This window comes from uncultured Tateyamaria sp., from assembly GCF_947503045.1.
Taxonomy (GTDB): Bacteria; Pseudomonadota; Alphaproteobacteria; order Rhodobacterales; family Rhodobacteraceae; genus Tateyamaria.
This window is the reverse complement of sequence record NZ_CANNCF010000002.1, coordinates 540,520-562,777: the sequence shown is the minus strand read 5'-3', so window position 1 is coordinate 562,777 and position 22,258 is coordinate 540,520. Positions and strand designations below refer to the sequence as shown.

At 61.3% G+C, this 22,258-nt stretch carries 24 protein-coding genes and 1 tRNA gene; 17 read left to right on the top strand and 8 right to left on the bottom strand.

Annotated elements, in window-relative coordinates; genetic code table 11:
- Nucleotides 1-59 precede the first annotated feature (59 nt).
- Both Q1A89_RS11135 and Q1A89_RS11130 read left to right on the top strand, forming a co-directional pair.
- Entirely contained in the window at nucleotides 60-1,253 is a 1,194-nt protein-coding gene (locus tag Q1A89_RS11135) for a hydantoinase/carbamoylase family amidase (RefSeq protein ID WP_299727646.1), read from the top strand.
- A 199-nt stretch (nucleotides 1,254-1,452) separates the two neighbouring features.
- Complete coding sequence (locus Q1A89_RS11130; RefSeq protein ID WP_299727643.1) at nucleotides 1,453-3,438, top strand: AMP-binding protein; 1,986 nt, start codon at nucleotides 1,453-1,455, stop codon at nucleotides 3,436-3,438.
- Between the two features lie 137 nt (nucleotides 3,439-3,575).
- Here the strand turns inward: Q1A89_RS11130 and Q1A89_RS11125 are convergent, their stop codons facing one another.
- Nucleotides 3,576-3,743 (bottom strand): hypothetical protein, encoded by a 168-nt coding sequence (locus Q1A89_RS11125; RefSeq protein ID WP_299727640.1) that lies wholly within the window; start codon nucleotides 3,741-3,743, stop codon nucleotides 3,576-3,578.
- An 85-nt stretch (nucleotides 3,744-3,828) separates the two neighbouring features.
- Between Q1A89_RS11125 and Q1A89_RS11120 the strand changes: the two genes are divergently transcribed.
- Genes Q1A89_RS11120 through Q1A89_RS11100 form a run of 5 tightly spaced genes read left to right on the top strand, consistent with a single transcriptional unit; the run spans nucleotide 3,829 to nucleotide 7,288 of the window.
- Complete coding sequence (locus Q1A89_RS11120; RefSeq protein ID WP_299727637.1) at nucleotides 3,829-4,647, top strand: ABC transporter ATP-binding protein; 819 nt, start codon at nucleotides 3,829-3,831, stop codon at nucleotides 4,645-4,647.
- Between the two features lie 40 nt (nucleotides 4,648-4,687).
- Nucleotides 4,688-5,140, top strand: coding sequence for a hypothetical protein (locus tag Q1A89_RS11115; protein ID WP_299727634.1), 453 nt, complete (start codon nucleotides 4,688-4,690; stop codon nucleotides 5,138-5,140).
- A complete protein-coding gene (locus tag Q1A89_RS11110) occupies nucleotides 5,130-5,717 on the top strand; it encodes a hypothetical protein (RefSeq protein WP_299727631.1) in 588 nt (195 codons plus the stop codon). The genes Q1A89_RS11115 and Q1A89_RS11110 overlap by 11 nt, the downstream gene beginning before the upstream one ends.
- Nucleotides 5,714-6,253, top strand: a complete 540-nt coding sequence (locus Q1A89_RS11105; RefSeq protein ID WP_299727628.1) for a hypothetical protein — start codon at nucleotides 5,714-5,716, stop codon at nucleotides 6,251-6,253. The genes Q1A89_RS11110 and Q1A89_RS11105 overlap by 4 nt, the downstream gene beginning before the upstream one ends.
- A gap of 3 nt (nucleotides 6,254-6,256) precedes the next feature.
- Nucleotides 6,257-7,288: a branched-chain amino acid ABC transporter permease gene (locus Q1A89_RS11100; protein ID WP_299727624.1), complete on the top strand. Its 1,032-nt coding sequence runs from the start codon at nucleotides 6,257-6,259 to the stop codon at nucleotides 7,286-7,288.
- On the opposite strand, the gene Q1A89_RS11095 is transcribed toward Q1A89_RS11100, so the two are convergent.
- On the bottom strand, nucleotides 7,289-7,609 hold the full coding sequence (locus Q1A89_RS11095) for an SHOCT domain-containing protein (RefSeq protein ID WP_299727621.1): 321 nt from the start codon (nucleotides 7,607-7,609) through the stop codon (nucleotides 7,289-7,291).
- Nucleotides 7,610-7,734: 125 nt separating this feature from the next.
- Between Q1A89_RS11095 and Q1A89_RS11090 the strand changes: the two genes are divergently transcribed.
- The 7 genes from Q1A89_RS11090 to Q1A89_RS11060 all read left to right on the top strand — a co-directional run bounded on the left by Q1A89_RS11090 (nucleotide 7,735) and on the right by Q1A89_RS11060 (nucleotide 14,994).
- Complete coding sequence (locus Q1A89_RS11090) at nucleotides 7,735-8,811, top strand: branched-chain amino acid ABC transporter permease (protein WP_299727618.1); 1,077 nt, start codon at nucleotides 7,735-7,737, stop codon at nucleotides 8,809-8,811.
- Between the two features lie 92 nt (nucleotides 8,812-8,903).
- The gene (locus Q1A89_RS11085; protein WP_299727615.1) at nucleotides 8,904-10,184 is read left to right on the top strand and encodes an ABC transporter substrate-binding protein; all 1,281 of its coding nucleotides are present in this window, start codon (nucleotides 8,904-8,906) and stop codon (nucleotides 10,182-10,184) included.
- Between the two features lie 74 nt (nucleotides 10,185-10,258).
- Complete coding sequence (locus tag Q1A89_RS11080; protein ID WP_299727612.1) at nucleotides 10,259-11,083, top strand: ABC transporter ATP-binding protein; 825 nt, start codon at nucleotides 10,259-10,261, stop codon at nucleotides 11,081-11,083.
- Nucleotides 11,084-11,104: 21 nt separating this feature from the next.
- The gene (locus tag Q1A89_RS11075; RefSeq protein ID WP_299727609.1) at nucleotides 11,105-11,485 is read left to right on the top strand and encodes a hypothetical protein; all 381 of its coding nucleotides are present in this window, start codon (nucleotides 11,105-11,107) and stop codon (nucleotides 11,483-11,485) included.
- Between the two features lies 1 nt (nucleotide 11,486).
- Entirely contained in the window at nucleotides 11,487-11,777 is a 291-nt protein-coding gene (locus Q1A89_RS11070) for a hypothetical protein (RefSeq protein WP_299727606.1), read from the top strand.
- Entirely contained in the window at nucleotides 11,774-12,970 is a 1,197-nt protein-coding gene (locus Q1A89_RS11065; protein WP_299727603.1) for a phenylacetate--CoA ligase family protein, read from the top strand. Before Q1A89_RS11070 ends, Q1A89_RS11065 begins: the two co-directional genes overlap by 4 nt.
- 392 nt (nucleotides 12,971-13,362) lie before the next feature.
- On the top strand, nucleotides 13,363-14,994 hold the full coding sequence (locus Q1A89_RS11060; RefSeq protein ID WP_299729125.1) for an iron ABC transporter permease: 1,632 nt from the start codon (nucleotides 13,363-13,365) through the stop codon (nucleotides 14,992-14,994).
- An 18-nt stretch (nucleotides 14,995-15,012) separates the two neighbouring features.
- Here Q1A89_RS11060 and Q1A89_RS11055 read toward each other — a convergent pair whose 3' ends face one another.
- From Q1A89_RS11055 to Q1A89_RS11045, 3 genes are all read right to left on the bottom strand, one after another.
- Nucleotides 15,013-15,495: a hypothetical protein gene (locus Q1A89_RS11055; protein ID WP_299727600.1), complete on the bottom strand. Its 483-nt coding sequence runs from the start codon at nucleotides 15,493-15,495 to the stop codon at nucleotides 15,013-15,015.
- A 64-nt stretch (nucleotides 15,496-15,559) separates the two neighbouring features.
- On the bottom strand, nucleotides 15,560-16,438 hold the full coding sequence (gene yghU, locus Q1A89_RS11050; RefSeq protein WP_299727597.1) for a glutathione-dependent disulfide-bond oxidoreductase: 879 nt from the start codon (nucleotides 16,436-16,438) through the stop codon (nucleotides 15,560-15,562).
- A gap of 103 nt (nucleotides 16,439-16,541) precedes the next feature.
- Nucleotides 16,542-17,402, bottom strand: a complete 861-nt coding sequence (locus tag Q1A89_RS11045; protein ID WP_299727594.1) for a LysR family transcriptional regulator — start codon at nucleotides 17,400-17,402, stop codon at nucleotides 16,542-16,544.
- Nucleotides 17,403-17,496: 94 nt separating this feature from the next.
- Here Q1A89_RS11045 and Q1A89_RS11040 point away from each other — a divergent pair, with 94 nt between their 5' ends.
- On the top strand, nucleotides 17,497-18,558 hold the full coding sequence (locus Q1A89_RS11040; RefSeq protein WP_299727591.1) for a sodium-dependent bicarbonate transport family permease: 1,062 nt from the start codon (nucleotides 17,497-17,499) through the stop codon (nucleotides 18,556-18,558).
- 25 nt (nucleotides 18,559-18,583) lie between these two features.
- Here Q1A89_RS11040 and Q1A89_RS11035 read toward each other — a convergent pair whose 3' ends face one another.
- Nucleotides 18,584-19,501, bottom strand: coding sequence for a YeeE/YedE thiosulfate transporter family protein (locus tag Q1A89_RS11035; protein ID WP_299727588.1), 918 nt, complete (start codon nucleotides 19,499-19,501; stop codon nucleotides 18,584-18,586).
- Between the two features lie 244 nt (nucleotides 19,502-19,745).
- Between Q1A89_RS11035 and Q1A89_RS11030 the strand changes: the two genes are divergently transcribed.
- Nucleotides 19,746-20,873 carry a Hint domain-containing protein gene (locus tag Q1A89_RS11030; RefSeq protein ID WP_299727585.1) on the top strand — a complete coding sequence of 376 codons (1,128 nt, stop codon included), beginning with the start codon at nucleotides 19,746-19,748 and terminating at the stop codon, nucleotides 20,871-20,873.
- A gap of 61 nt (nucleotides 20,874-20,934) precedes the next feature.
- Here the strand turns inward: Q1A89_RS11030 and ykgO are convergent, their stop codons facing one another.
- Nucleotides 20,935-21,060: a type B 50S ribosomal protein L36 gene (gene ykgO, locus Q1A89_RS11025; RefSeq protein ID WP_005850168.1), complete on the bottom strand. Its 126-nt coding sequence runs from the start codon at nucleotides 21,058-21,060 to the stop codon at nucleotides 20,935-20,937.
- Nucleotides 21,061-21,171: 111 nt separating this feature from the next.
- Nucleotides 21,172-21,246 (bottom strand) — tRNA-Val (locus tag Q1A89_RS11020).
- A gap of 150 nt (nucleotides 21,247-21,396) precedes the next feature.
- Between Q1A89_RS11020 and Q1A89_RS11015 the strand changes: the two genes are divergently transcribed.
- The gene (locus tag Q1A89_RS11015; protein ID WP_299727582.1) at nucleotides 21,397-22,257 is read left to right on the top strand and encodes an N-formylglutamate amidohydrolase; all 861 of its coding nucleotides are present in this window, start codon (nucleotides 21,397-21,399) and stop codon (nucleotides 22,255-22,257) included.
- The last annotated feature ends 1 nt before the right edge of the window (nucleotide 22,258 follow it).

The following is a 22,258-nucleotide window of genomic DNA, read 5'->3' as shown; positions in this document are numbered from 1 at the left end:
ATGAGGGGCGCTGCCCCTCAAACTCCCCGTGGTATTTTTGGTCAGAAGAAGGGGATATCATGGCGCTTGATCCGGGACGGTTTTTGGCTGATCTGCATCGCTTGCGCCAGTTCGGGGCGTCGGGTGTTGGCAAAGGTGTTGTACGCCCGGCCTATTCGGAGCCGGATATCGCAGCGCGTGATTGGCTGGCAGAACAGATGGCCGAGGCTGGGTTGCGCCCCCGATTTGATGCGATGGGCAATCTCTTTGGTCTGGCGGAGGGGCCGTCGCTGTTGCTTGGTTCGCATTCCGACAGTCAGCCGACGGGTGGGTGGCTCGACGGGGCGCTTGGTGTTGTTGCGGCCCTCGAAGTGGCGCGGGCGGCACGTGAGGCGGGTGGGCCTGCCATATCCGTCGTGTCCTTTCAGGATGAAGAGGGCCGGTTCGGGGTCACCACCGGATCTGCCGTCTGGACAGGTGGATTGTCACTGGCCGAAGCCGATCAGTTGCCTGATCACGAAGGTGTTCTGCTGGGGGATGCACGTGCCGCGCTGGGGGACCGCGTAGGGGCGGACGTGGACCCGGCGCAGTTCACCGGGTTCATCGAGATGCATATCGAACAGGGTCCGACCCTTGATACGTCCGGCGAACAGATCGGTGTTGTCACTGACATCGTGGGCATTCGCGATCAGGTGATCATTTTGCGTGGGCAACAGAACCATGCGGGCACGACGCCGATGGCCCTGCGCCGCGATGCGTTTCAGGGGTTGAGCGCCTTTAACACCCGACTCAACGACCGCTTGCGCAATGTGGTGACGCCGCAAACCGTGTGGACCATCGGGCATGTGTCTGTCGGGCCCAATGCGTCGTCGATCGTGCCGGGATCGGTGCGGTTTTCAATGCAGTGGAGGGATGGGGACACGGAACGTCTAGCGCGGATGCAGGCGGTGATCCTCGAGGTGCTGGACGAGGTGACGCGTGAGATGCAGCTGGAGGTCGAGATGGGCCCGATGCTGGGGCTGGAGCCAGTGGCGATGGATGGGGCCTTGCGCGCACGACTTGAGGCCGGGGCCAAGGCGTTTGCACCCGGCAAGTGGCGGCGCATGCCGTCCGGGGCCTTGCATGATGCGACTAACGTTGCGCGGGTGATGCCGGTGGCGATGCTGTTTGTGCCGTCCATCGGTGGGATCAGCCACTCCTTTGAAGAAGACACCGCCGAGGATGACCTTGTGGCGGGCTTGCGGGTTCTAGGGATGGCAGCGGGAATCGGCTGATCCCGGCACGTGCGACGGTGGATGCCCTGCCCTTTCGCAAGACGCGTCCTTTGCTGCACTTGATCTGATGTGGTGAAAACTGCAAGGATTGGGAAAACATCAGGAAAACGTTGACGACGGCCAGCAGAACAACATCCTTATGTGACATAGAATCGCCTGAGCGATCGCGTGGACCTGCCAGACATGGGCACGGGCACGCATGGGAGGAAAGAAATTGGTTGAAACGCCTGTGAGCGGGGGGGACCTGACGTCCATCCCGGCGCTTTTGCACCGCAATGCCACGCAATTCGGAAACGCCCCGGCGTACCGTGAAAAGGAATTCGGAATCTGGCAAAGCTGGACCTGGGCCGAAACCCGTGAAGAGATCGAAGCCCTTGCGCTGGGTCTGATTGACCTTGGCGTGGCCGAGGGTGATTTCATCGCGGTGATCGGGCGGAACCGTCCGACGCTGTACTGGTCGATGATGGCGGCGCAAATGTGTGGCGCGGTGCCTGTGCCGCTTTATCAGGACGCCTCGGCCGAAGAGATGGCCTATACCTTGGGTCATTGCGGCGCGCGTTTTGTCATCGCAGGTGATCAGGAGCAGGTGGACAAGGTGATCGAAGTGCAGCGCGAGTTGCCCGACTTTGAGCAGATGATCTATCTCGATCCGCGGGGCCTGCGCAAATACGATCATTCCAAGCTGCACCAGTATTCCCATGTGCAGGATGCGGGGCGGGCCAAGCGGGACGAATTATCGCCCGAGATGGCGCGACGGATTGCCAAGCTGGGTTACGACAGCACCTGCGTGATGCTGTATACCTCTGGTACTACGGGCAAGCCAAAGGGCGTGGTGCTGAGCAATCGCAATGTGATCGAGACGTCAAAGTCGTCGTCGGCCTTTGACGATCTGCGCCAGTCCGATGACATCCTTGCCTACCTGCCGATGGCCTGGGTGGGGGATTTCATCTTTTCCGTCGGCCAGGCGCTGTGGACGGGGTTTTGCACCAACTGTCCGGAAAGTGCGGAGACCATGCATGTGGATCTGCGCGAGATCGGACCGACCTATTACTTTGCCCCGCCGCGCGTGTTTGAAAACCAGCTGACCAACGTGATGATCCGGATGGAGGATGCGGGAAAATTCAAACAGCGCATGTTCCATCATTTCATGGCCCATGCCCGCAAGGTTGGCCCGGCCATTCTGGACGGCAAATCTGTGAGCTTTATGGATCGGCTGAAATACCGGCTGGGCGAGTTCATGGTCTATGGTCCGCTCAAGAACACGCTGGGCTTTAGCCGCGTGCGTGTCGGCTATACCGCCGGTGAAGCGATCGGGCCGGAAATCTTTGATTTCTATCGGTCTTTGGGGATCAACCTGAAGCAGCTTTATGGACAGACCGAGGCCACCGTGTTCATCACCGCCCAGCCAGATGGAGAGGTGCGCAGTGACACGGTGGGTGTGAAATGCCCTGGGGTGGAGCTGAAGATCGCCGAGAATGGCGAGGTGTTCTATCGCTCGCCCGGCGTGTTTGTGGAGTATTACAAGAACGCCGAGAGCACCGCCGACACCAAGGACTCTGAGGGTTGGGTGGCGACGGGGGATGCCGGGTTCATCGAGGAAGACACCGGGCATCTGCGCATCATCGACCGCGCCAAGGATGTGGGTAAAATGGCCTCGGGTGCGATGTTTGCGCCAAAATATGTTGAGAACAAGCTGAAGTTCTTTCCCAACATTCTGGAGGCTGTGGTGTTCGGCAACGGGCGGGATGAGTGCACGGCCTTTATCAATATTGACCTGACAGCAGTGGGCAACTGGGCCGAGCGCAACAATATTGGTTATGCGTCCTATCAGGAACTGGCCCAGCACCCGCAGGTGCTGGCCACGATCAAGGGCCATGTGGAAGAGGTGAATGCCAGCGTCGCGCAGGACGAGATGTTGTCGAGCTGTCAGGTCCACCGTTTTGTCGTGTTGCACAAGCAACTGGATGCGGATGATGGCGAGTTGACCCGCACACAAAAGGTGCGTCGCCGGATCATTGAAGAGAAGTACTCAGATATCATCGCCGCGCTTTATGACGGGTCCGATCAGGTCTCGACCACCACGGAAGTGACCTATGAGGATGGGCGCAAGGGGGCGATTTCTGCGACGCTGCTGATCCAGACAGCGCAGACCTCGGCCGCGGTGCACAAGATGGCGGCGGAGTGATGATGTGTGACGCTCGCCCTTTGGGCATCGCCCCACCCACCATCCCTTTTGGAGCATCGAGTGATGGTGCGGCGCAGGTGGCCTATCGACCCTCCGGGGGGGATTTTTTGAAATCAGAGAAGGGTCTGGGTTTTGCCTTAGCCATCGCCAAAGACATGGCGGACGGCGCAGCGCAGGCGGTTGTCGTTGGTAATGGCACCGATGCTGTCGCGCATGACCCGGCGGGTTTCCGGCGCGCTGAGCCCTTTTTGGTGGCACGCATAGGCGAGGTTCAGCAGGTAGCGGCGTTCCGTTTCATCAAGCATTGCAAGCCCTCCGATATGGCATGGATCAAGACTACGCAGAAAATGGTTAATATCTTGCTGAAGGGTCGGACGATGGAGGCTGGATATGCTTGATCAGAGCGAAGGATACACCACCGCGGATGGCCGTAAAATCGGTGCCGTCGTAATGGAGATGAAGAATATTACTCTGCGTTTTGGCGGGGTTGAGGCGATCAAGGACATCTCGTTTGACATCCGAGAGGGCGAGATTCGCGCCATTATCGGGCCCAACGGAGCGGGTAAATCCTCGATGTTGAACGTCATTTCGGGGTTTTACATCCCGCAAGAGGGGCAGGTGTTTTACAAAGGCGCGCCGCGCCCGCCGATGAAACCCTTTGAAGTGGCGCGCCAAGGCATTGCGCGCACCTTTCAGAACATCGCTCTGTTTGAGGGCATGAGCGTTCTGGACAACGTGATGACGGGGCGCTTGACCCATATGAAAACGGGTATGTTTTCCCAAGCCCTGTGGAAGGGTCGCGCCGAAGCCGAGGAGACGGCCAACCGCGAAGTTGCTGAAAAGATTATTGATTTCCTTGAAATTCAGGCGATCCGCAAGACGCCTGTCGCCCGTTTGCCTTACGGTTTGAAAAAGCGTGTCGAATTGGCGCGCGCGCTGGCGGCCGAGCCGTCGCTGTTGCTGCTGGACGAGCCGATGGCGGGTATGAACGTCGAGGAAAAGGAGGATATGAGCCGCTTTATCCTCGATGTGAACGACGAATTTGGCACCACCATTGCGCTGATCGAACATGATATGGGCGTGGTTATGGACCTCTCGGACCGTGTTGTCGTGATGGATTACGGCAAGAAAATCGGTGACGGCACACCGGACGAGGTGCGCGGCAATCAGGCGGTGATCGACGCATATCTCGGGGTGGCCCATGACTGAGGGATTGGCCCGAAAACGGCGTACACCACGCGTACACAGGTTGTGCAGCACCTGTGCACCGATTGTGTGTTTTGCGCTGTTTTCGGGTGCTGGGGCCGCGCAGGCCGGAACCGCCTGGGAGATGTTTGTCGCCCGCTGCCTGGATCCGTTTGAGCATCAGACCCTGCCCATTGTCGACGGTCTTGCGCCGCACCCGATTGATCAGATGCATGAGGCGCGCCGGGTCTATGGGCCGAGCGCCGAGGGCTATCTGCTGGTGCTGGATGCCGCACCTGCACTGGGCGATCGCGCCTGCGCTGTTGAGGTGCCCCACGCCGCGCCGTCACAGGATGCGCAAGCCTGGCAGGAGGCGCAGATTGCGACCGGCCGTTACGTCCCGGAAGGGGAGTGGTTGATGAGCAATGAATGGATCGAGCCGCGTGTGATGATGCGTGCCGAACAGTCCGATGCGCGGACTCTTTATGCTGTGGTGGAGACCGACCTTGAGAGTTAGAGCGTTTGCCCTGATCGCCGCCCTTTGGGGGGCTCCGGCGTTGGCCGAAGAGCCTGCGATTTGCGATGCGTCCCAGCCGGGCATGGCGGGTCTTTGCGGTGTGATTGAAGCGCGCTGCCTGCCGTACCTCGAAGATCCGGCGAGCCTGTCGCCCCGGGACATCATGCCGATCCCGCGCACGTTCCGCCGCTATTTCGAAAGCACGCTGAATTCCTATGCGCTGGGCTATCAGGAGACGGACCTGCCTGCGACGCTGGTCGTGTTCATGTATGACGAACCGGCCTGCGAGATCATTTCGAGCGGGCTCAGCTATTCCGAGCTGCTGCTCGCCTTTATGGAGTGGCGCGCGGGGGCAGGGGCGCGTTTCGTGTCGACCACCGGGTTTGAGCCGCTGAGCCGGGTGACCATGCCGCGTGCCTATGCCGCGACGTTCCTTGCCTCGCCCCGCCGCGATGGCCGGGTGACCGAGATCACGCTGAACTGGAACCTGACATTTGAGGGGCTGACGCGGTTGCGGGTCAGCTATCAGCCGTTGCGCCAGCATACGGCGGACCTGATGGGGGTGGCGGTGAAATGAGGCTGTGTTTTGTTATACTTGCGCTCTTTGTGCCTCAGCTGGCCGCAGCGCAGGATCAAGCGGCGTTCGAGACGGCGCTGGGAGAATGCGCGCGTTACGTGGTTGCGCAGCCCGAGGCGGAGTGGACGTTCCAGACCCCGCCGGCCTCTACCTCGTCGGATGAGGGCGGGACGGATGCCAGCGTGGTCTATCCCGTTGGATCGGGCGGCAATTTCGACTTCGCCGTCAGCTATTCGCATTATCGTGGCACGTCGACGACTCCGGGCACGTGGAACTGCGCGGGTGTGGGCCCCAAGTCGCCCCTGTGGCCGCAATTCAACATCACCGGTTGGATCGGGGCGGATGCGCGGCTGCGCGCGGCGGGGTTGGTGGAGCTAAAGTTCCCGCCACCGCAGCGCGCCTATGCCAATTGCACGGCTGAAATGCCGGATGTGTACGTGTTGTTCAACGCAGGTGAGGGAGACCGCGTGGTCTTTGCTGCGACAACGGGGCCGGCGGCTGCTGCGTTTTGTACCTCGATGGGATGGAAGGGTTAGATCATGCCTGAGCAGTTGATTTTTGCGATGGAGGTATTCCTCAACGGGCTGATGGCCGGGGTGATGTATGCCCTTGTGGCCCTTGGGTTCGTGCTGATCTTCAAAGCCTCTGGCATCTTCAACTTTGCCCAAGGGGTGATGGCGCTGTTTGCGGCGATGACACTGGTGGGCATCCAGACCGGCCAAGTGCCATTCTATCATCTGATCAACGCGGTCTTTGGCACCAACATCCACTATTTCGGTTGGGAGATTCATTCGATCATCGCCATTGTGTTGACGGTTGTGGTGATGATTGCGCTGGCCTGGGCGGTGCAGCGGGTCATTTTTTCCAAGCTGGTGGGGCAGGAACCGATCATCCTGTTCATGGCGACCATTGGTCTGGCCTATTTCCTTGAAGGGGTGGCGGACCTGATGTGGGGCTCCGAGATCAAGAAGCTGGATGTCTGTCTGGCCGAGGGCACCTGCCTGCCGCAGGGCATCAACCTTGCCATCGACGAGGCGACGTTCAACATCTTTGGCTACGGGTTTTTCATCGACAATCTGGACATCACGGCGACGATCATCGCGATCATTCTGGTGGCCGTGCTGGTCGCGTTTTCGCAATACACCAAGCAGGGCCGCGCGATGCGGGCAGTGGCGGATGACCATCAGGCGGCTTTGTCTGTTGGCGTGTCGCTGAACTACATCTGGATCCTCGTGTGGTCGGTCGCAGGCTTTGTCGCGCTGGTTGCGGGCATCATGTGGGGCGCGAAATCAGGGGTGCAGTTTTCGCTGTCCCTGATCGCGCTCAAGGCGTTGCCGGTGCTGATGCTGGGTGGTTTCACCTCGATCCCCGGCGCCATCGTGGGGGGCCTTATCATCGGGGTCGGCGAAAAGCTATTCGAGTTCTTCATGTCCAGCAGCGAGTTGGCAGGCGCACTGTTCGGGTTCACGATGAATGCGACCGAGAACTGGTTTGCCTATGTGCTGGCGCTAATCTTTCTGGTGTTCCGCCCGCAAGGCCTGTTCGGGGAGAAGATCATTGAACGTGTATGATCATCCGTCGAGCTGGCGAAACAGCATGATCGTGATGGCGGCCAACACGGTGATCGCAAGCGTCGCTGACAACATGAGGTCGCCGGTCAGAACTAGCGCAGCCCCGGCGCAGATGGTCACAACCATCACGCAGAGCAACAGCATCGGCCAGATCGTGGCCCGCCTGGCGCGCCGTGCAGGTGCCGCGCTGCGAGACGCTTCGGACGCGTCCGGTACGGAGTCCAGCAGTTTCGCCTTGGCCGCGGCCAGATCGACGGCGGTGATTTCGCCACGCGCATGCGCGGCATCGAGACGACGCATGTCGTCCAGTATTGCAGTCATGGTTCCCACTCCACTTTCCCACAGCCAAGGTGGCATGGGGATTGGGGCGAAATATGGCAAAACAGCAAAACCGGATATGGTGGTAAACGGCGCGTTCACTTTGAACGGCCTGGGGGAGGTAAGTCATGCTTTATCGTGAGGCGGGCGATTTTTCGACGACATATCCGCAGGATAGCCAGACGTTCCCGATCAGGTTCGACCGCTATCGCTATTACGTCGTGCTGGCCATCGCGGTTCTGGTGCTGCCCTTCGTGATGACCGATTATCTGGTCAATTCTATCTTTCTGCCGTTTTTGATCTATGCGATCGCGGCCATCGGGCTGAACATCCTGACGGGCTATTGCGGGCAGGTGAGCCTTGGGACGGGCGGGTTTATGGCTGTGGGCGCCTATGCCTGTTACAAGTTGATGACCGCCTTTCCGGATGTGAACATCTTTTTCCACGTGATCATTGCAGGCGGGATCACGGCCCTTGTGGGCACCGCCTTTGGTCTGCCGTCCCTGCGGATCAAGGGGTTTTATCTGGCCGTGGCGACGCTGGCGGCGCAGTTCTTTCTGGTGTGGCTGTTCAACAAGGTCAGTTGGTTTTACAACTATTCCGCCTCGGGCCAGATCAACGCGCCCGAACGGACTGTGTTCGGGATCGCGGTCACTGGGGCGAACACGGCCGGCTGGGCCACCTATCTCTTCTGTCTGGTGTTCACGGTGGGCGCGGCGCTGATTGCGCGCAACCTCACCCGTGGCGCGATGGGGCGGCAGTGGATGGCGATCCGGGATATGGACATCGCGGCCGAGATCATCGGGGTGAACCCGCTCAAGGCCAAGCTGACCGCCTTTGCCGTGTCGTCGTTTTTTGTCGGGGTTTCGGGGGCGCTGTTCTTTGCCGTCTATCTGGGCGCGGTCGAGGTGGGCGAAGTGTTCGGCATCCAGAAGTCGTTTCTGGTGCTGTTCATGATCATCATCGGCGGGTTGGGGTCGATCTTTGGCGCGTTTGCGGGGGCCGCATTCCTTGTGGTGCTGCCTGTGATCCTCAAGGTGGTGGGCGTCGACATGCTGGGCTGGCCCACGGACATCGTGGCGCATTTCAATCTGGTAATTGTCGGTGGTTTGATCATCATGTTCCTGATCCTCGAACCCCACGGGCTGGCGCAGTTGTGGCGCGTGGCCAAGGAGAAGTTGAGATTGTGGCCGTTCCCGCACTGACGGGGTGGTTGCCAATGGCGGTGGGGTGAAACCCCACCCTACGGACGGCCCAAACGGGTCAAAATCGGATAAAACCAATGGGAGGAATACCGATGAAGATGAAACTCGCAACCTGGGTAACGGCGGCCATGATGGCAGCCAGCCCCGTGATGGCGGACCTTGTGTTTCCGTCAATGAGCTACCGCACCGGGCCCTTTGCCGCTGGTGGCATCCCTTTTGCGGATGGCTATGCCGACTATTTCACCCTGCTCAACCAGCGTGATGGCGGTATCGGCGGCGTGAAAGTCAACGTTCCGGAATGCGAAACCGGCTATAACACCGAAAAGGGTGTGGAGTGCTATGAAAGCCTCAAGCCGCTGAACCCGCTGGTCCTGCAGCCGCTGTCCACCGGCATCACCTATCAGATCATTCCAAAATCCATCGTCGATGACATTCCGGTCCACACGATGGGATACGGGCGTACATCGGCCAAGAACGGCGGCGTCTTCAGCCACACGTTCAACTATCCGGCCAACTACTGGGACGGCGCCTCGGGTGTCGTGAATTACCTGCTGGAAATCAACAACGGTGACATCAGCGGCAAGAAGCTGGCGCTGGTCTATCACAACTCTGCCTATGGCAAGGAACCGATCCGCACGCTTGAGGCCCTGGCCGAAAAGCACGGGTTCGAACTGACCACGCTGGCCGTGGATCACCCCGGTCAGGAGCAGAAATCGCAGTGGCTGCAAATCCGCCGCGAGCGTCCCGATTATGTCACCATGTGGGGCTGGGGCGTCATGAACCAGGTCGCCATTCAGGAAGCCGCCAACATCCGCTTCCCGATGGAGAACTTTATCGGTGTCTGGTGGGCCGGTGCCCAACACGACGTGCTGCCCGCGGGTGATGCCGCCAATGGCTACAAGGCGATCACCTTCCATGCGGTAGGCAAGGATTATCCCGTATTTGACGACATCCAGAAATATGTTGTCGATGCAGGTCTGGCCGCTGGATCCGGGGATCAGATCGGCACGGTGCTTTACAACCGTGGCGTCTATGCCGCGATGCTGGCTGCCGAGGCGGCCAAGGATGCACAGGCCGCAAATGGCGTGGAAGAGATCACCTCTGGCATGATGCGCGATGCAATGGAAAAGCTCAGCATCACCGAAGAGCGCATGGCCGCCCTCGGCATGCCGAATTTTGGTCCGGCCTTTGATGTGAGCTGTGAAAACCATGGCGGCAACGGCCTTGTCGGTGTGGCGCAGTGGGATGCCTCGGCGCAGGAGTGGAATCTGGTATCGGACTTTAAACAGTCCGATCAGGACCTGATTTCCCCGCTGGTCAAGGAAGATTCCATGGCCTTCGCCGCGGAAAGCGGGATCGAGCCGCGCTGCTGATCTCTTGTTCCCGGCGGCAGCACCTGTTGCCGCCGGGGATTTGCATATTTTTTGGAACAATGAAGGTGTGATCCATGCTGGACGCCGAGGCCAAGACCGAGACCGTTCTTGAGGTCAGCAATATCGAGGTGATCTACAATCACGTGATCCTCGTGTTGAAGGGCGTCAGTTTGAAGGTTCCCAAGGGTGGCATCACTGCCCTGCTGGGTGGCAATGGCGCAGGCAAAACCACGACCCTCAAGGCCATATCCGGCCTGCTGGCCAGCGAGCGCGGCGAGGTCACCAAGGGATCAATCCAGTATCGGGGCGAAAACACCGCCCATGCCGACCCCGCCGATCTGGTCAAGCGCGGCGTTGTGCAGGTGATGGAGGGCCGGCACTGTTTTGAGCACCTCACGGTCGAGGAAAACCTGATGACCGGCGCCTATACCCGCGCGGACGGCAAGGGCGCGATCGCTGCTGATCTTGAGATGGTCTACAATTACTTTCCCCGCCTGCGCGAACGGCGCAAATCTCAGGCGGGGTATACGTCGGGTGGTGAGCAGCAGATGACGGCCATTGGCCGCGCGCTGATGTCCCGCCCCGAGACGATCCTGCTGGATGAGCCCTCCATGGGTCTGGCGCCGCAACTGGTGGAACAGATCTTTGAGATCGTGAAGTCGGTGAACGAGAACGAGGGCGTGACGTTCCTTTTGGCCGAGCAGAACACAAATGTTGCCCTGCGCTTTGCCCATTATGGGTATATTCTGGAATCGGGCCGTGTGGTGATGGATGGCCCTGCCGCTGAATTGCGCGAGAACCCGGATGTGAAGGAGTTCTATCTGGGCATGTCTGATGAGGGCCGCAAATCCTTCCGCGATGTGCGCAGTTATCGGCGGCGCAAGCGCTGGCTGAGTTGACGCCGCAAAAGGAGAAACACGATGAAAGTGATGATAACGTCCATCCTGTTGACGCTGTGTGCGGCCGGGGCCTGGGCCCAAGAGGTGATGCGTGAGGAAATCCGGCGTGCGGCGGTGCCTGGGTCCGACAATATGGAGGTCATCGTCACCCGTCTGACGGTGCCCGTCGGCGCGACGATCCCGCTGCACACCCATCCGGGCGACGAACATGCCGTTGTCATTACCCCGGCCCAGGCTGAGGCGCCCAATGGCAATATCGTCGAATTTGCCGTTGGCACGCCGCTTTATTTTCCCGAGGGGCAGGTGCATGGCGGGCTGACCAATGTGGGCGACGCTCCGATGATTGCCATCACGACGCATGTGGTGCGCAAGGGTGTGCCGCTGGTCGAGCCTGTGAATTGACATGGAACGGGTGGCCTGCCGCACCCCGACACCGGGTCGGGTTGGTGTATCGAACATCCCCGTCTGGAAGTACGATCTGCTGGAGACGCATATCCGCGCCGCCCTCGCGGGTGGCGAGATGACCTCCAAAGCCCTGCAAGCCGATGTCCGTGGCAGGTTGAACCCCGAAGAGTTGGCCGATCTTGGCAGTTTCGGCTGGCATCTGTGCACCGTGCGTCTTGAGATGGAAGTGCGCGGCGATATTCAAAGGGTTCCGGACAAGGGCCCCTTAAAGCTGAGGCTGAGTGAATGACATATTTTGACGATCTGGAAACGCGGTCCGCGGATGCGCGCGCGGCGGCCCAAATGGCCACTTTGCGCAGGTTGTTGGATGGCATCACCGTCGCTCCGGACGCGTGGCGTGCCACTGCCGCCGCGGTGCGCGATATTGCCGACCTTCCCAAGCTGCCCGTGCTGCGCAAATCCGAACTGGCGGAGTGGCAAAAGGCGCGCCCCCCCTTTGGTGGGATCACCGTCAAGAACCTCGCCCATGTGTTCCAATCCCCGGGTCCGATCTATGAACCCGGGGGGATCAGCCATGACTGGTGGCGCATGGGCCGGTTTCTGCATGCGGTGGGGATCGGGGCCGAGGACATCGTGCAGAACTGCTTTGGCTATCATCTGACGCCTGCGGGCATGATTTTTGAGTCCGGGGCGCGCGCTGTTGGCGCGGCTGTGCTGCCCGCCGGCACTGGCCAGACCGAATTGCAGGTCACTGCTGCGCGCGACATCGGGACAACCGCCTATGCGGGCACACCCGATTACCTCAAGGTGATCCTCGACAAGGCGGATGAGATGGGGGTGGAGTTGAAACTCTCCAAGGCGGCGGTTGGGGGTGGGGCGCTGTTTCCCTCGCTCAGGCAGGAATATGCGGATCGCGGCATCACCTGCATGCAGTCCTATGCCACTGCCGATCTGGGCAATATCGCCTATGAGACCCCGGCGCTGGAAGGCATGGTGGTGGATGAAGGTGTGATCGTCGAAATCGTGACCCCCGGTACAGGTGATCCGGTGCCCGAAGGCGAAGTGGGCGAAGTTGTTGTGACCGCGCTCAACCCCGACTACCCGCTGATCCGCTTTGGCACAGGCGACATGAGCGCTGTGCTTCCCGGTCAAAGCCCTTGCGGGCGCACCAACATGCGCATCAAGGGTTGGATGGGCCGTGCCGATCAGACGACCAAGATCAAGGGGATGTTTGTGCGTCCCGAACAGGTGGCCGCCCTTGTGGCCAAACACCCCGAGGTCAGCCGCGCCCGTGTGCTCGCGCAGCGTGATGGGCAGCAGGACGCGATGGTGGTACAGCTTGAAAGCAGCGGCACTGACCCGGAGGTCTATGCGGCGAGCATCGCGGAGACGTTGAAGCTGAAAGGCACAGTGGAATTGCACGCGCCCGGCAGCCTGCCGCGTGACGGCCTCGTGATCGAGGATCAGCGCAGCTACGACTGAGCAGGTAATGGCATGCGGCAGGCGGGGTCTTGGGGGCGTTCCCATTGCGACCTGAACAAGCAGGCCTGCCCGCGCCGCCCGGCAGCGATGCGCGAAAAGAGCGCTCCACTCAAGGCTTTCCAGGACGGTCTGGGGCTCCGCCCATTCGCAAGCGAAACGCTCCACTGGAGCGTGTCCGCGAAGCTTGCTCCTTCTCTGATTTCAAAAAATCCCGGGGGAGTCCGAAGGACGGGGGCTGGCCCCCCTCACACTGTCCATCCCATCGCATCATCTGCATCAGTCCGTAAGGCGCAGGTGTCCTGCGCCACCCCGGGGCTGGAAACCCGAGCGAAAACGTAAGATAAGCGAGGCCTGTGATCCAAGGACACCCCCAAGTGACGGCATCCACCACCATCCCGCGCATCCGCACGACACCGCGCCTGTTGTCGTGGACGGCGCTTGGCGTGGCGGGTATCTGCCTTTTGCCCATGCTGGCTGTGGCCATTGCGGCCCTGTCGGGGGGCACGGACACGGTGGTGCATCTGGCAGGCAACGTGCTGGGGCGCTACGTGGCCAATACGGTTCTGCTGGTCCTTCTGGTGTCACTTGGCACCTTCACCATTGGGGTGGGCGCTGCGTGGTTGGTCACGATGACCCGCTTTCCCGGCGTGCGCGTACTGGAGATTGCGCTGGTCATTCCGCTCGCCTTTCCGGCTTATGTTCTGGCCTATGGCTATACCCATGTGCTGGATCATCCGGGCATTGTGCAGAGCACCCTGCGTGCGGTCATGGACTGGGGGCCGCGCGATTACTGGTTTCCGGAAATTCGCAGCCTTGGGGGCGCGGCGCTGATGCTGGTGCTGGTGCTCTATCCGTACGTTTACCTGCTTGCGCGGGCGTCGTTCCTGCAGCAAAGCGGGTCGACCTTCATGGCAGCGCGCGCGCTGGGGTCGCGTCCCTGGGCGGCGTTCTGGCGGGTGAGCCTGCCGCTGGCCCGTCCGGCCATCGCCGCAGGTGTGCTTCTGGCAGTGATGGAGACAATCGCCGATTTCGGCACCGTCGCCTATTTCGGGGTGCAGACCTTTGCCACCGGCATCTATACCAGCTGGTTCTCGCTGGCGGACCGGGCGGGTGCAGCGCAGCTGGCGCTCTGCCTTCTGAGTTTTGCGCTGCTTCTGGCGATGCTCGAACGCAAGCAGCGCGGGCGGGCGAAATACCACGATCCCAGCCGGGGCCAGAAAGAGCACCCGCCCATCGACCTCAAGGGCTGGCAGGCGGGTGCGGCGATGACCCTGTGCGGATTGCCGGTTCTGTTTGGCGCCGTGATCCCGGTGATTGCGCTGGTCGGCCTTGGCATCGGGTCCGGGCAGGATCTGTTCAGCCCCCGGTATATGGGATTTGTGCGCAATTCGCTGACGCTGGCGTCGCTGGCGGCTGTGCTGACGCTGGGGGCGGCGATTGTGCTTGGGTTCTTTCAACGCACGCAGCCGGGGCGCGCGTCCGCCTCGGCCACCTATATCGCGCGGTTGGGCTATGCGGTGCCCGGCGGGGTGATCGCCGTGGGGCTGCTGGTGCCCTTTGCCGCCTTTGACAACGCGCTTGATGCGTGGATGCGGGCCACCTTCGATATCTCGACGGGCCTGCTGATCACAGGATCTATCTGGTTGCTGGTCTTTGCCTATATGGTGCGGTTTCTCGCAGCGGCCCTTGGCGCCTATGAGGGTGGACAGGCGCGGGTGCATGCGAACATGGATGCGGCCAGCCGGTCGCTGGGCAAGGGGCCGTTTGCCACCCTGCGCCGGGTGCATCTGCCGATCCTGACGCCCAGCCTGCTGACCGCGCTGCTGATCGTCTTTGTCGATGTGATGAAAGAACTGCCCGCTACGTTGATCATGCGCCCGTTCAACTTTGACACGCTGGCGGTGCAGGCCTACCGCCTTGCGTCGGACGAGCGTCTGGACGGCGCAGCCGTGCCCAGTCTGGTCATTGTGGCCGTTGGTCTGCTGCCCGTGATCCTGATCTGTCGTCAGGTCGGACGCCGGTAAGGCGCATCTAAATGCGCCTTACGACAGGCACGGCGGGAGCGACAGGCGGGCGGTGCCGGTGGCATCAAACAGCGCTTCTTGCCCCACAGCCCGCAGCGTCGCGCCTGCCATTTCAGAGCCATCGACGGTGATCTGCCGGGAACTTGTCGTATCATCAATATCGACGGTGAAGGCGAGCATTGCGCCCGGTGCCAGAGCATCTAGATCGAGGCGCACCACTGTGTCTCCGTCGGTCACGGTCGAGGTGCGCGCGCGGCCCACAACCCATTCGAGTGGTTGGAAGACTTCAACCCCTGCCCCCGCGCTGGTGATGTCAAAGATCAGGCCTGCCGGGGCCGTGCCGAGATCAATCGCGACCTGCATCGCGTCCGCAGCACAGGACCCGTCATAGGAAATCGTGAACCGATCCTTGGGCGCGCCGTCGCGAAAGGTGACGGTCAGATCGCCTGCCACAGCAGGTGTGGCAAGGCAGAGGGCGGCGCAGAACAGGGGCAATCGCATGGCGGGATCCTATGTTGGTCCCGCCATGACGTAGCGTGCCGGGTGGACCCGGCAACCGTGACAATCACTCGGTGCTGTCGGTGCCGATCTTGTCCTGCGTTTGCGTGTCGAAATCGGACGCATCGTGGCGCTCGTGCAATTGCATCTCTGGCTCGCCAAAGGCGCGGTTGACCATGCGCCCGCGCAAGGTCGCAGGCCGCGCGTCGATCCTTTTCGCCCAGGCCATGACGTTCTTGTAGCTTTCCACATCCAAGAATTCAGCCGCGGAATAAAGCCGCCCAAGGCACAACTGCCCATACCACGGCCAGATCGCCATATCGGCGATGGAGTACTCATCCCCCGCGATGTAGGGCCGCGTCGCCAGTTCCCGGTCAAGCACGTCAAGCTGGCGTTTGCTTTCCATTGCATAGCGGTTGATCGGGTATTCGTATTTCTCGGGCGCGTAGGCATAGAAATGGCCAAAGCCACCGCCAAGGAACGGGGCCGAGCCCATTTGCCACATCAGCCAGTTCATCACTTCGGTGCGGGCAGGCCCTTGGCTGGGCAGGAACATCCCGAATTTCTCGGCCAGGTGGATCAGGATCGAGCCGGATTCAAACACCCGCACAGGGTTGTCTCCCGAACGATCAATCAGCGCCGGGATCTTGGAGTTGGGGTTGGCGTCCACAAATCCCGACCCGAACTGTTCGCCGTCACCGATCTTGATCAGCCAGGCGTCATATTCGGCCTCTTTGACGCCTGCGGCGAGCAGTTCCTCGAACAGCATGGTGACCTTGACCCCGTTGGGTGTGGCCAGAGAGTAAAGCTGGAAAGGGTGCTTCCCGACTGGCAAGTCCTTGTCCGCGGTGGGGCCAGCGATGGGGCGGTTGATCGACGCGAATTGACCGCCGGATTCCGCGTCCCATGTCCATTTTTCGGGCGGTGTGTAGGTTGGATCGCTCATGCGTGACGCCTTTCGGGTGTGTCCTTGGTTGAGGGCAAACCTATGCCAACAGAGCAGATGTACAAGGGCGGCGTCTGTGCGCGTTGGCAGAGGGGGTTGTGTGTCAGCCCAGCAGGGTCGCCAGCATCGGATGCGCAAAGCTGCGCCGCGTGGTGATCGCAAAGAACCGGTCGGTGATGCCCAGATCGAAGGGGGCAGTGACCAGAGTGCCCGCCGCGATTTCATCCTTGAGCACTATGGGCGGGGCCAGGGCGAGGCCTGCGCCACTGTTGGCCAGCAGGCGCACCATCGCCATGTCGTCGACATCCGCAAGGATTCGTGGCTGCACGCCGATGCGCGCCGTCAGGCTGTTGAACCCGGTGCGGATGGCGCTTTCGGTGGGGACGATCACCGGCTCGTTTTCCAGGAGGTCGCGCAGGGTGGTGTGGCCCATCCGGGCGGGAACGCCGTACAGGCGGACCTCGGTTTCGGCCAATTGGTGGGCGATAAAGTCCTGCCCTGCAGCACTGCGCGGTGCGTCGGTGGTCAGCACCACATCCAGCGCGAGGTCAGACAGGTCGGCCAGCAGTTGATCGGCGCTGCCGGATTTCAGGACCAGGTCGAGGGTTGGATCACCCAAGACGGGGTTCAAAAACTGCATCTGAAAGTTGCGCGACAGGGTCGACAGCGCCCCCACGCGCAAGGGTGGCACCGTTCCGGAGGTGCGCGCCAGCGTCTGCATCAACTCGGCCCCGGTGCCAAATATCCGGTCGGCGTGATCAAGGGCGATGCGTCCGACCTCGGTCAGCACCAATTGGCGGCCCACCCGGTCAAACAGGTCATGGCCCAGCCGCGCCTCCAGCGCCTTGATCTGCGTGGACAGGGCCGATTGCGACAGGTTCAGTTTCTCCGCTGCCCGCGTGAGGTTGCCCTCATGCGCCACGGCGCGGAAATAGCGCAGGTGGTGATAGTTCAATTGATCCATAGTTCACATAAATAGAACGGAAACACATAAAACATCTATTTTTTAATTTCACAGCACGGCGCTACTTGCACCCCATCAGCAAGGAGGCACCGCCATGGACATCATCCTGAGCATCACCACGAACATCGTCGAACAAATGCAAAAGCCCACGTTGGCCTTTCTGATCGGGGGGATGATGATTGCCGCCCTTGGCAGCAAGCTGGAGGTGCCCGAGCCGGTCTACAAGTTCATCGTGATCCTGCTGCTGCTCAAGGTGGGCATCGGGGCGGGGATCTCGGTGCGCGAGGCGGATTTCGTTGAACTGGTGGTGCCGGCGCTGCTGGCGGCCGGGGTGGGGATCGCGATTGTGCTTTTGGGCAAGGTCACGCTCGCGCGCCTGAAGGGCGTGTCGCAGATGGACGGGATGGCGACGGCGGGTCTGTTCGGGGCCGTGTCTGCCTCGACCCTCGCGGCTGGTATGGCGATGCTGGATGACGCGGGCGTGGCCTATGAAGGGTTCATCGGAGCGCTTTACCCGTTCATGGATGTGGCGGCGTTGGTTACGGCCATCGTGCTGGCCCGGCTGGCGGCGGCGCGCAAGGCGGCTGCGGCCTCTGTTCAGGGTGGGACGATGGTGATGGGCGGCGGAACTGGCGGGATGGCAGACGCGGTCGAGCCGGGTCTTGTGCGGGGTATCCTGACGGACACGGTGCGCAGCCCCGCGATCTCTGCCCTGCTGCTGGGGCTCGCCCTTGGTCTCTTTGCGCGGCCCGAGACGGTTTATGACAGCTTTTACGAGCCGTTGTTCCGGGGCCTGTTGTCGATCCTGATGCTGATCATGGGGATGGAGGCGTGGTCGCGCCTGTCCGAGCTACGCGGTGTGGCCCATGCCTATCTGCTTTATGGGCTGGCTGCCCCGGTGGTGCATGGCGCGTTGGGCTTTGGCGTGGGGCTGATCGCGCATCATCTGACCGGGTTTTCGGGTGGCGGCATCGTGCTGCTGGCGGTGATGGCGGCCTCAAGCTCGGACATTTCCGGCCCGCCGACGATGCGCGCGGCCCTGCCGGATGCCAACCCGTCGGCCTATGTCGGCACCTCGACCGGTTTGGGCACGCCCATCGCGATCCTGAGCATTCCCGTCTTCATGGCTCTGGCGGACTATTTCGTCGGGTTGTGAGGCATGGTGCACAGGGACACATTCGCTACATCGCGCGGGTGGGCCGCAGTAACAGGATCAGGGCCACCGTGGCGACCATCAGCGCGTAAGCCACCAATGCGTGCACGGCAAAGCTGGGGATCATCCACAGGATCAGGGTGTCGTTACCGCCGGGCAGCATCTGCGCCCCCGCCCCCATCAGAATACCACCGGCAAAGCAGGACAGGGTCCCGGTGACCCCGAGCAGGCGCAATTCAAACCGGTTGTTCAACGCGGACGAAATCGTGGCCCCGGCAAACAGCGCGGCGACCGTCAGCACCACCACGAGGTTGTCCAAAACGTTTTCGCCATGCACGAGACGTCCGATCAGGGCCTCGTAGCTCCAGCTGGGTTGCAGTGAATAGACCAGCGCGGCGGCGGCCCCCATCACGGCCAGCGCGATGATCGCCTCTTGCCTGCGCCGCGCGATGCGCCAGATGCTCCACCCCAGAAGCAATGCAAAAACGGCGATGAAGGCCCAGAACGGCTCGCCCGATTGTGCGGACAGGCGGCTGGCGGGTTCCATCGGGGCCATGCCGACCATGACGCCGATATCTCCCAGCAGGCGCGAGGCCGCGAGGCCTGCAAAGGTTGCAAGAAACGAGAGGTTGCCGCTGCTGATCCGCCCGACCGCGCCGATGAAACATCCGTCATTCAGCCACGCGCCAACCCCCATGATCAGTGCGGCGACCACAACCGTGGTGTTGACCGCAAACGCCTGCGGGACGGCCATCCTGTCGGGTGCAAACAGACCGATCAGCACGAGGGCAAGCGCGGACCACCCGATGGCGATACCGATCCCGACCAACCAGTCGACCTTGCGCTGCAACACCAGACGCTTGGTCGCAGCCACGGTGCAGGTCGAGGCCCGCGACAGCGCAAAGCCCAGAATAAATGCCGCCAGAATTGTCAGGACGTTTGTCATGGGGTGCCTTGTGCCGTCTCGCCAAGATCAAGAGCATCCGTCCCCGGTTCTGGCAAGACACAATGGCTTCAGCCTGCTGTCATCGGCGCAGATATCTCGCATTTGAATCCCATTGCGCACGTTCTCTTGCGGATCGTGAGGGCTTTGTTCAACAGGTGTTAACGGCACGCCCTTACGCATGTGGCGGGGCAGTATCGGGGATGCATGAAGACACACATGCCAGGCCCAGTCCGGAGCATGTGCGATGACCACGTTCAATCTGAGCGTTATCCACCTTGGCAATGTTGGCGACCTTGATCCGGTCGATGGCAACGCGACGGCCGAAAACCAGTCCGAGCTGCTGGGCACCTATTACAGCGCTGCCGACCCCGCCTCGGACCATATCGCCAGCATCTCCGCCGATGACGCCAACGAGGATGGGCTGATCAACACCAATGATCGTCCGGACGCCGAGGATGTGACGTTTGACATCGGGGGCGGTCCGGTGGCCACGCAATATGACAGCCTGTTCAATGCGAATGTGACCGTCACCTTTCCGCCCGGCACCGGGCAGCCCGACTATAACGGACTTGGTGGGATCATTCAGACAGAGACGGGTGATCTGTTCTTTGTCATGATCGACGATGGTGAGGGGTTTGGATCGAACCCCTTTGATGACTTTCCAATTGAATCCATCACAGTCAACAGCATCTCCGCCTTCGGCTCGCAGCAGATGGCCGGGGTCAGCGACAGCCAGTCCTTTGTGCCCTGTTTCACGACCGGTACGCGGATTTTGACGCCGCGCGGACCTGTGGCGGTCGAGGCGCTGCGCGTCGGGGATCAGGTGGTCACGATGGACAATGGCGTCCAGGTGATCCGCTGGACGGGAACCCGTCGCATCTGCGCTGATCAACTGGCGCTCAGACCGCGCGCGCGGCCGATCCGGATCAAGGCAGGGGCGCTTGGCCCCGGTTATCCGGCCAGCGATCTTGTGGTGTCGCCGCAACACCGGTTCTTGCTGGCCTCGAAGATCACCGCCCGTGTTGCGGATGCACCCCAGGTTCTTGTCGCGGCGGCCAAATTGGAGGGGTTACCGGGCATTCGCCGCTGTGAGGCGGCCCGGTCAGGCGTGCAATATCACCACTTTGCCTGCGAGGGGCACGAGGTTGTGTGGGCCAATGGTGCCCCGGCAGAAACGTTTCTTGTCGGGCCGGAGCTCGACAAGGCGATGCGCGCGGACTGCTATGGCCCGCTGGCCTCGATCTGGCCGGACCTCGCGTTGTCGCAGGCGGGCCCACGGGTTCCGGCGCGCCGAATCCTGGACCGGGGGCGTGTGTTACGTCCGCTGCTGGACCGCCATCTGCGTCACGCCAAACCGCTGTTCAGCATCTAGGCAGAACGAAACAGGCCGCCCCCGAAGGAGCGGCCTGTGTGTCAGTCAATGTCGCTGGGGCTTAGCCCTGGCGTGCTTTGAACCGGCGCTGCGTCTTGTTGATGACGTATACGCGGCCTTTGCGACGCACAACGCGGCAATCACGGTGCCGGTTTTTGAGCGAACGGAGCGAGTTGCGAACCTTCATGGCGCTTCTTCCTCATGTTTCATGGCGCGAAGCAGCGCCGGGTTGCGTTTTGGCACGAGAGGTGCCGGTGTCTGTTGCCGCAGGGCGCAAAGGCCCGTTGGCGGAATGCGGTGGTGCGAGATACAAGGATCGAACTTGTGACCCCTTCGATGTCAACGAAGTGCTCTACCGCTGAGCTAATCCCGCACGTTGCCCTGCGCATTTTTACGGCCCACAATAAAAGTGGGCGCGGAAATCCGCGCCGGGTATGGGGGCTATAAAAGGAGTCGAACCCGGGATCAAGGGCTTTTGGCTTTGGACCGGGATGGTCTATGCTGAAAGCCAAGAGGAGGGCCCATGCCGAAAGTCGCCTACGAAGTCATACACCCGGAACGCCGTACAAGTTGCGTGGTGTTTGCGTCGCCTCATTCGGGGCGCGACTATCCGTGGAGCTTTCTGCGCCGGACGGTTCTGGACGAGATGACGGTGCGTTCTTCCGAGGACGCGTTTGTGGATCGCCTTTTTGCCTCGGCCCCGCGTGCGGGCGCGCCCTTGCTCAAGGCCGGTGCGCCGCGTGCCTATATCGACCTCAACCGCAGTTCGGATGAATTGGATCCGGCCCTGATCGAAGGGGTGCGCCGGCAGGGACACAATCCGCGCATTGCCAGTGGCCTTGGGGTGATTCCTCGCGTGGTGGCGAATGGGCGTGCGATTTATCGCGGCAAGTTGAGCATGGAAGAGGCCGAGCAGCGCATCGATCTTTATTGGCGCCCCTACCATCACATGCTGCAAAAGCTGCTGGATGGGGCGCATCAGTATCACGGTCAGGCCATCCTGATTGATTGCCATTCAATGCCGCACGAGGCGATGGATGGAATCGCGCGTGGTGGCATGGCCCGTCCGGATGTGGTTTTGGGGGATCGCTTTGGCGCCGCTGCAGGTAGCGTGATCATGGATCATGTCGAAGCCGCCTTCGCCTCCGCCGGGTTCACTGTGGCCCGCAACGCGCCCTTTGCGGGGGCCTATATCACGCAGGCCTATGGCCGACCGTCCCGCAACCAGCACGCCATTCAGGTCGAGATCGACCGCTCGCTTTACATGGACGAGCGTCTGATCAAGCCCGCCAGGGACTTTGACGCGGTGCAGGAGCGTCTGAGTGCGGTGATTGCCGAAATTGCCGAGATTGGCCAGATGCGGGTGCCATTGGCGGCTGAATAGG